The organism is Phenylobacterium sp., assembly GCF_030645195.1.
Lineage (GTDB): Bacteria > Pseudomonadota > Alphaproteobacteria > Caulobacterales > Caulobacteraceae > Phenylobacterium.
Map to the genome: position 1 here is coordinate 1 of NZ_JAUSLW010000187.1, position 8,140 is coordinate 8,140.

The following is an 8,140-nucleotide window of genomic DNA, read 5'->3' on the forward strand; positions in this document are numbered from 1 at the left end:
TCGTCCCGGGGGCGGTCGTCGCGGCTACGGTTTTCGCTCTGGGGACGATCGTCGCGGTCGCGCCAGCCACTATTGCCACTGGTGCGGTCGCGGCTCTCGACGGTTTCGCCGCCGGCCTCGGAGCCGTCTTCCTTGTCGGCCTTCTCGGCGGCGTCGGCGTCCGCCTGGGCGGCGGCCTGGGCGCCGCTCTCGTCCTCGAAATCGATGTCGAAGCCGGAGGAGAATTGATCGCGGCCCAGGATCTCGCTGGCCGGGCGAGTCGGCTGCATGGCGCGCACGACCCGGAAATAGTGTTCGGCGTGTTGCAGGTAGTTCTCGGCGAGGACCCGGTCCCCGGCCGTGGAGGCGTCTCGCGCCAACTGCTGGTATTTCTCGAAGACGTGCTGGGCGTTGCCGCGAACCTTCGCGCCTTCCGGCCCGTTGGAGTCGAACGCCCGGTTGGCGTTCTGCTGCTGCGGTTTCCCGCCGCCGCCACCGCCGCCGCGATTGCGACCACGCTGACGCTTCATACCCTTGAAATCTCTCATTATTCGCTAACCGTTCCGCCGGCGCTCCAGCTCATGCCGGGATTGCGCGGGCTTGCCTTTTCGTCTTGCTCAGGTCCCGAGGACCCGAGAATTCGTGTTGAAGACGTAAGTGTTCCCCGTCTTCCGCCCGGACTTGAGGCGAGCGCCACATGAAGCCGCGCCTGTCGGTGTGGTGCTCGATTCCTGCTTTTCAGGAGGCCGAACCCCGGGCGCCGACGAATTGGGTGGAGACAGGTATCTGATCTAGCGATTCAGCCCCGAGTTTCCAAGGGGTTTTTCGTTCCCGTGACAACGCGGTCGCGGGTGGAGAGGTCGCGGATGGTCTTCACCCCCTGGGCGCCGGCCGCGCGGAACAGATCCTCGACGGCCTGTTTCTGGTCAAAGCCGATCTCAACGGCGAACATGCCGCCGGGCTTCAGCACCCGCAGGATCTCCGGCGCCAGGAGGCGGTAGTGGTCCAGGCCGTCGGGGCCGCCGTCCAGGGCCAGGCGCGGTTCGTGGTCGCGCACCTCCGGCTCCAGGGTCTCGATGACGTCGGTGGCGATATAGGGCGGGTTGGAGACCACCAGGTCGAAGCTTTCGTCCCCCAGGCCCGCCGTCCAGTCGCCCCGCAGCAGGGCCAGGCGGCCGGCCAGGCCGAGATTGGCGGCGTTCTCGCGGGCCACGGCCAGGGCCTCCTCCGAGACGTCGATCCCCAGCCCCTTGGCGGCGGGCCGCTCGGCCAGGATGGCCAGCAGGATGGCGCCCGAGCCCACCCCCAGGTCCAGGACGTTGAAGGCCATCTCCTCCGGGAAGGCCGGCAGGACGGCGTCCATGATGGTCTCGGTGTCCGGGCGGGGGGTCAGGACGTCGGGGGTGACCGACAGCATGATCTTCCAGAAGCCCTTGCGGCCCAGGATGTGGCTCACCGGTTCGCGGTTCTCGCGGCGGCTCAGATAGTCGGCGAGCGTCGCCTCCTGTTCGGCGGTCAGCAGGCGGTAGGGGTCGCCGACGATGTCGGCTCGGGTGGCGCCGGCCGCGGCCTCCACCAGCAGGCGGGCGTCGATCACTGGTCCCGCCAGGCCGGCGGCCTCCAACCGCGCCTTGGCGCCCTGCCAGGCCTGCAACAGGGTCTGGCTCATCGGACGGGCTCCAACTGGGGGGCGGTGCAGGCGTCGCCCACGGTGAGCCGTCCGCCGTCGGTGACGTGCATGTAGACGCCGCAGAACATGTGGCCGTAATTGTCGAACAGGGCCTTCACCACGTCCATGTCCCGCTCCGCCGTCTCCGGATCGACGTGGGTGGCGGCGCAGCGGACGATGGGCTTGAACACCTTGGCCCGCGCGAACCCCAGCATCAGCTCGCGGCCCACCCAGTCCATCTCCGCCCACGGCGCCCAGCCCTCCACATAGAGGTTGGCGCGGAAGCGCAAGGGGTCGAGCGGGCGGCCGATCTTCTGTTCCAGGTCCCGCAGGGTGGCCAGGTTGATGACCGAGACGTGGCCCAGGGGGTGGTCCATGAACCGGTGGCCGGGCGCCTCGATGACCTTCAGCTCGCCGCGCACCTCGTCCCCCAGCATGACGGTGAGCCAGGCGGCGAAGGCCGCGCGGCCGGCGGCATCGGTCATGGCGCCCTCGAAGTCCGGCTGGCCCTTGGCGGTCGCCCGCAGGGTCCCGGTGGCCTCGTCATAGGCCGTCCGCGCCCGGGCCACCTCGGCAATGGCCATCAGGACGGTGAACTTCTGCTTGGGAATGAAGGCCGGCGCGGCCGGATCGAAGCCCGAGGGACCGTTCTCCACCGCCCACATGCGGTCGCAGGGAAAGGGCTGGCCCGCCGCCAGGTCGGCGAAGTTCAGGCGCTCGGGCGTGAACCCCTTGATCGGGTGGCGGTAGAGGGCGGCGAGGTGACCGGTCATCCCGCCCTGTTGCCGCAAGCCCCCGCCGCGCGCAACCGGGGCTGCGCCACAATCATGGCGCCGCTCGGGGCCAGCCTTGGGGTTAGGGTGACCCAGGGCCCACGGAACGCCTGTCGCAAATGGGTGTTCAAGCTGTGGCTTCGCGCCTGGAGGGTGGGAGAACTTGCGCAGGCTGTTTGCGAGGAAATGGACGGCGAAAAAGGTGGCGCCCCTGGTGATACAGGCCGCCCCCTGGGTGGCGCTCGCCGCCCTGGCCGCCTTCTGGCCCCGAGGCCGCGGCAAGCCCAAGCCGGGGCTCAGCGTCCAGGCCGCCGCCGAGCCGGAGTCCTTCGAGACCGCCGAACCCGGCCGCGGCCGCCTGGCCGACGCCCCGCACCGCATCCCCATGCGCGGCTGGAAGGATGTGCTCTGGCGCACCTATCGCGAGGTCACCTGCGACCGGCTGAGCGCGGTGGCCGGGGGCGTGACCTTCTACACCCTGCTGGCCCTGTTCCCGGCCATCGGGGTCTTCGTCTCGCTCTATGGCCTGTTCAACGACGTCACCGCCGTCCAGGCCCAGCTCGTCCAGTTCGCCGCCGTGATCCCCAGCTCGGTCATCGACATCGTCGGCGACCAGATGCTGCGTCTGGCGACGAGGCCCCACGCCTCCCTCAGCGCGGCCTTCGTCCTCTCCCTGCTGCTCTCGATCTGGAGCGCCAACGCCGCGATGAAGGCGCTCTTCGACGGCCTGAACATCGCCTATGACGAGGCCGAGAAGCGGAGCTACCTGTTCCGCACGGCCATGACCTATGCCTTCACCCTGGGCCTGCTGGTCTTCCTGACCCTGGTGAGCGCCATCCTGGTGGCCGTGCCGCTCTATCTGCGGGACGCGGGCTTCGCCGACTTCGCCCTCGTCTGGGTCCCGATGCGTTGGCTGGTGATCCTGGGGCTGGCGGCGACCGCCTTCGCCATGGTCTACCGCTACGGTCCCAGCCGCGCCCAGGCCCGCTGGCGGTGGGTCAGCCCGGGTGGGGTGTTCGCCGCCCTGCTGTGGCTGGGGGGCTCCCTGGGCTTCTCCTGGTACGTCAACAACGTCGCCCACTTCGACGCGACCTACGGCTCCCTGGGGGCCGTGATCGGCTTCATGATGTGGATCTGGTTCTCGGTGATGGTGGTGCTGATCGGCGCCGAGCTGAACGCCGAGATCGAGCACCAGACGGCGCTGGACTCCACCACCGGCGCGCCCCAGCCCATGGGCGAGCGCGGGGCGGCCATGGCCGACACGGTGGGCCTGGCCTTCCATTTCGACCTGAAGAAGCTGACCTCGAAGGTCTGGATCGACGGCCGCGACCAGGCCGAGCGGGTGCTGACCGCGGCCCGCCTGCGCAAGCCTCAGCCGAACTCGTCTTCCAGGGCCGAGAGCCGGGCGGCCTGATCCTCGGCGATCAGCGGATTGATGATGTCGTCGAGATCATCGCCGCTCATCACCTTGGGCAGGTTGTAGACGGTCAGGTTGATGCGGTGGTCGGTCACCCTCCCTTGCGGGAAATTGTAGGTGCGGATCCGCTCGGAGCGGTCGCCGGAGCCCACCTGGCTCTTGCGGGCGTCGGCTCGGGCGGTGTCCAGGGCCTCGCGCTTCTGATCGTACAGCCGGGCCTGCAGCACCTTCATGGCCCGCGCCCGGTTCTGGTGCTGCGACTTTTCCGAAGACGTCACCACGATGCCGGTGGGCAGGTGGGTGATGCGCACCGCCGAGTCGGTCTTGTTGACGTGCTGGCCGCCGGCCCCGGAGGAGCGATAGGTGTCGATGCGCAGGTCGGAATCGTTGATGACGATGTCGACGTCCTCCACCTCGGGCAGGACCGCCACGGTGGCCGCCGAGGTGTGGATGCGGCCGCCGGCCTCGGTCTCGGGCACCCGCTGCACCCGGTGGACGCCGCTCTCGAACTTCAGGCGGCCGAACACCCCGTCGCCGGTGATGGAGGCGATGATCTCCTTGTAGCCCCCGACCTCGCCCTCCGAGACGCTGTCGATCTCCATCTTCCAGCCGTGCAGGGTGGCGTAGCGCTGGTACATGCGGAACAGGTCGCCGGCGAACAGGGCCGCCTCGTCGCCGCCGGTGCCGGCCCGGACCTCAAGAATCGCCGAGGCGTTCTCGTCGCGGTCCTTGGGCGCCAGCAGCAGGGCCACCTCGCGCTCCAGGCCGGGCAGCCTGTCGTTCAGGGCCTGGAGTTCGTCGCGGGCGAGCGCGGCCATCTCCGGGTCGCCGGCGGCCGCCATCTCCTCCAGCTCCGGCGCCTCGGCCCGCACCCGGGCGAGGGTCTGGACCGCGTCGGCCACCGGCTTGAGCTCGGCGTGCTCCTTGGACAGGCGCACGATCTCCTGGCCGTCCGAGGCCGCGCCCATGCGGGCCTCGATCTCGCGGAAGCGGTCGAGAACCTGGTCGAGTCTGGCTTGGGGAAGGCGCACGAGGTGATCACCGGAGAAAACGGAGGCTTCCTCTAGCGCCCCCGCGCGGCCTTGCCAAACACCCACTCGCCCCTGGCGGGGCGCCGGCTTGCCAAGGCCAGGCTCGATCAGGGATTCGCGCACGACCGCTGGAGCCGCGCCGGAGAGGTCCCTCAGCGTGTGGCGCCGGCCGCCAAGGACCATCATTGAGGGAGTTGTTCGCCTCCCAGCCCAGTCTGGGCGCCGATGTTTCGCCTGCGGCGCGTTGACGGGTTTCGTCCCGGCCACAGCCCACGTAAGGTTGCGTCATGCCGTCGATCCTAGAGCCCGAAAAACGCCGACCGCGCCGGACCAAGACATCCGGCCGCGTCGATCCGCTGGTGGGCGAGATCGCAGAGGCCCTGCTGCGCTTCGGCGGATCGGCCCATCGTGACCGGGTGATCGAGTACCTGGCCCTCAACCGCTCCCCGGAGGGCGGCGTCCAGCTCAGCCTGCGGGCCCGGGCGGTGGCGGCTTTCGACGCCCACAGCGGCTCCGACCGCGACAGACACGGGGTGAGGCCCCTGTTCCGCAAGCCCTTCGGCCCGGGCTCCCATCGCTGGGCGCTCACCGCGGAGGCCGAGGCCTTCCTGCGGGCCGGCGGCGCGGCGCGAGACGTGGAAAGCGCCGCCAGCCTCTAAAGCGCGTCAGGGTTAAGTGGCAGCCGGTTAACCCGTCCGACGCGCTCTATCTCTTTGAATTAGAGCCTCGGGTCAGATGATTCCATCTGACCCTAAAAGGCTCTAGGCGGGCAGGGCCTCCAGGTCCGAGCCGTCGTCCTCGAGGCTCACCCCGATCCGCTTCAGGTGAATGTAGAGCCGGCGCAGGTTCAGGAAGCTGGTCCGGCAGATGCGGGTCATCTGCTCGCCGGCCATCACCTCGGTGGGCACGATCAAGCCGCCATCGACCCGCACCAGCAGGCCCTGGGAGATCAGGGTCTTGACCTTGCGGCGTACCGTCTCGTTGGGAATCCCCAGGGTCGTGGCCAGGGCCACGCCGGTGACCGGCCGGCGCATGCTGTCGGGGGGCACGCGGTCCATGTCCTCCAGGCCGGCGGCGGCCTCGGGCGTGCGCGACAGGTGGCCGATATTGGCCTCCAGCACGGCGGCCAAGACCAGGGCCAGGGTGATGTCCCCGCCCAGTTCCTTGTTCACGGTGTCCACCGCGCGCAGGATGGCGCTGATCGCCATACGCACGGCGAGGCGCTCCTTCAGCTCACTGTGCAAGACCAAGCCCCCGATTGGCCCGCGGCGACGGTCCGCGGCGGCGCCCATTATGGTGAGGCTTGTCGATGAGCGCGATCTCCGGCTCACCCGAATTGGGGAGTTTTGACAATGGTTTACATTCTCAGGCCGCGCGCACGAAAAAGGGCGGCCCGGCCTAGTCGCCGAACCGCCCCTTCGAATTCCGAACTCGTAGACCTTAAGCGCGCGTGCCGGTCAGCGGCGCGTTGCCGAAGGCGCCCAGCTTCACGTTGCCGGTCATCGTGTCACCGCTGACGGTGGCCTCGAATTCCAGCGTCATGGGCATGGGTTGGGTGATGGCGGTGGACCAGGTCAGCTTGTCGCCGTCGACCTTGCCTTCGATGGCCTGTTCACCGGCAGGCGTTTGGGTGGTTCCCGTGAAGGCGCCGCCGTTCGTCTTGATGGTGGCGGTGACCTTCTGCGCGCCCATGGGCGAGTTGATGGTGATGTTCCAGTTGCCGTCCGCGGACATGGTGTCCCTCCCTTATGGAGGCGGCACCTAATCAAGGCTCTCGCTCGCGCGCAAGTGGTGACGCAGGCGTCATCTTTGAAATCGTGCGCCCGTCAGGCTGGTTCGCCGAAACTGAACCCCACCCCGCGCAGGGCGGTGACCATGCTCATGACCCGGGCGTAGAGCTCGTTGTTGCCGTCCAGCATCTCCGGTCGGGTGAAAACCGCCGCGGGAACCACCAGTCCGCCGGGAACCCGCTCGACGAGCCCGCCCTGCGCCAGCTGCTCGACATAGCGCGCCACGATGTCCCGCGGCATGCACAGCATATGGATCAGATCCTCCTGCGGGATGGGCCGGCGCTGGCTGTCGGGCGGGATGTCGTTCTGCTCGGCGAGCGCACTTTTATCCCCAGCAGGTGCTGGGTGTTGGCGCTCCAGATCCCGCTGAACACCAGGAACTGGATCATGTCCCCGCCGCCGACTCGCGCCATGGTCGCCAGCCCGCGGAGCACCTCGTGGGTCATGATCCGGGCCATGACCCGACGGTTATCGGCGGACTTGGGCGGGGGGACTGTCATGGCAATGCACCGAACACGTTCAACGAAGCAACTGTGTCAGGCCTTCATGAGGGCGGGGTAAATGCGTCCCGGCGCCGCGGACCGCCAGCCTGCGGCTATTCCGCAGCTTCCAGGGTCTTGGCGGCGGCGTCCAGCTCGGCGGCCTTGGCCTCCACCAGGGCGACGATGTGGTCGACCATGCCCTCGTTATCCATCTTGTGGTCGGGCTTGCCGGCCAGATAGACCATGCCCGTCCCCTTGCCGCCGCCGGTGAAGCCGACATCGGTCATCAGGGCCTCGCCCGGGCCGTTCACCACGCAGCCGATGATCGACAGGCTCATGGGGGTGGAGATGTGGGCCAGGCGGCTCTCCAGGGCCTCCACCGTCTTGATGACGTTGAAGCCCTGCCGGGCGCAGGACGGGCAGGCGATGATGTTCACGCCCCGGTGGCGCAGGCCCAGCGCCTTGAGCATGTCGAAGCCGACCTTGATCTCCTCGACCGGATCGGCGGCCAGGCTGACGCGGATGGTGTCGCCGATCCCGGCCCACAACAGGTTGCCCATGCCGATGGAGGACTTGATGGTGCCCGAACGCAGGCCGCCGGCCTCGGTGACGCCCACGTGCAGGGGGCAGTCGATCTGTTCGGAGAGAAGTTGATAGGCGGCCACGGTCATGAAGATGTCCGAGGCCTTCACGCTGATCTTGAACTCGTGGAAGTCGTGGTCCTGCAGGATGCGGGCGTGGTCGAGCGCGCTCTCCACCATGGCCTCGGGGCAGGGTTCGCCATACTTCTCCAGCAGGTGGGGCTCCAGGCTCCCGGCATTGACCCCGATACGCATGGAGCAGCCGTGGTCGCGAGCCGCCTGGATCACCTCGCGCACCCGGTCGGGCCGGCCGATATTGCCCGGATTGATCCGCAGGCAGGCCGCCCCGGCCTGGGCGGCCTCGATGCCGCGTTTGTAGTGGAAATGGATGTCGGCCACGATCGGGACCTTGGAGGCC

At 68.6% G+C, this 8,140-nt stretch carries 11 protein-coding genes; 2 read left to right on the forward strand and 9 right to left on the reverse strand.

Going from position 1 to position 8,140, the window contains the following annotated elements:
- The 3 genes from Q7T09_RS15800 to Q7T09_RS15810 all read right to left on the reverse strand — a co-directional run.
- Positions 1 to 527 (reverse strand): DUF4167 domain-containing protein (locus Q7T09_RS15800; protein WP_304700964.1); only part of this gene is annotated, 527 nt, incomplete at its 3' end.
- Between the two features lie 251 nt (positions 528 to 778).
- The gene (prmC, locus tag Q7T09_RS15805) at positions 779 to 1,648 is read right to left on the reverse strand and encodes a peptide chain release factor N(5)-glutamine methyltransferase (protein ID WP_304700965.1); all 870 of its coding nucleotides are present in this window, start codon (positions 1,646 to 1,648) and stop codon (positions 779 to 781) included.
- Positions 1,645 to 2,421, reverse strand: a complete 777-nt coding sequence (locus Q7T09_RS15810; protein ID WP_304700967.1) for an MOSC domain-containing protein — start codon at positions 2,419 to 2,421, stop codon at positions 1,645 to 1,647. The genes prmC and Q7T09_RS15810 overlap by 4 nt, the downstream gene beginning before the upstream one ends.
- A gap of 202 nt (positions 2,422 to 2,623) precedes the next feature.
- Between Q7T09_RS15810 and Q7T09_RS15815 the strand changes: the two genes are divergently transcribed.
- Positions 2,624 to 3,835, forward strand: a complete 1,212-nt coding sequence (locus Q7T09_RS15815) for a YihY/virulence factor BrkB family protein (protein ID WP_304700969.1) — start codon at positions 2,624 to 2,626, stop codon at positions 3,833 to 3,835.
- Here the strand turns inward: Q7T09_RS15815 and prfA are convergent.
- A complete protein-coding gene (prfA, locus tag Q7T09_RS15820) occupies positions 3,793 to 4,869 on the reverse strand; it encodes a peptide chain release factor 1 (protein ID WP_304700971.1) in 1,077 nt (358 codons plus the stop codon). The two genes, Q7T09_RS15815 and prfA, sit on opposite strands and share 43 nt — an antisense overlap.
- A gap of 287 nt (positions 4,870 to 5,156) precedes the next feature.
- Between prfA and Q7T09_RS15825 the strand changes: the two genes are divergently transcribed.
- Positions 5,157 to 5,528 carry a hypothetical protein gene (locus Q7T09_RS15825; protein ID WP_304700973.1) on the forward strand — a complete coding sequence of 124 codons (372 nt, stop codon included), beginning with the start codon at positions 5,157 to 5,159 and terminating at the stop codon, positions 5,526 to 5,528.
- 102 nt (positions 5,529 to 5,630) lie between these two features.
- On the opposite strand, the gene Q7T09_RS15830 is transcribed toward Q7T09_RS15825, so the two are convergent.
- From Q7T09_RS15830 to ispG, 5 genes are all read right to left on the reverse strand, one after another.
- Entirely contained in the window at positions 5,631 to 6,083 is a 453-nt protein-coding gene (locus tag Q7T09_RS15830) for a hypothetical protein (protein WP_304700975.1), read from the reverse strand.
- Between the two features lie 226 nt (positions 6,084 to 6,309).
- Complete coding sequence (locus Q7T09_RS15835) at positions 6,310 to 6,603, reverse strand: hypothetical protein (protein WP_304700977.1); 294 nt, start codon at positions 6,601 to 6,603, stop codon at positions 6,310 to 6,312.
- A 92-nt stretch (positions 6,604 to 6,695) separates the two neighbouring features.
- Positions 6,696 to 6,908, reverse strand: coding sequence for a hypothetical protein (locus Q7T09_RS15840; RefSeq protein ID WP_304700978.1), 213 nt, complete (start codon positions 6,906 to 6,908; stop codon positions 6,696 to 6,698).
- 5 nt (positions 6,909 to 6,913) lie between these two features.
- Positions 6,914 to 7,159: a hypothetical protein gene (locus tag Q7T09_RS15845; RefSeq protein ID WP_304700980.1), complete on the reverse strand. Its 246-nt coding sequence runs from the start codon at positions 7,157 to 7,159 to the stop codon at positions 6,914 to 6,916.
- A 95-nt stretch (positions 7,160 to 7,254) separates the two neighbouring features.
- Positions 7,255 to 8,140, reverse strand: an 886-nt coding sequence (ispG, locus tag Q7T09_RS15850) for a flavodoxin-dependent (E)-4-hydroxy-3-methylbut-2-enyl-diphosphate synthase (protein WP_304700982.1), incomplete at its 5' end; no start/stop codon positions are given.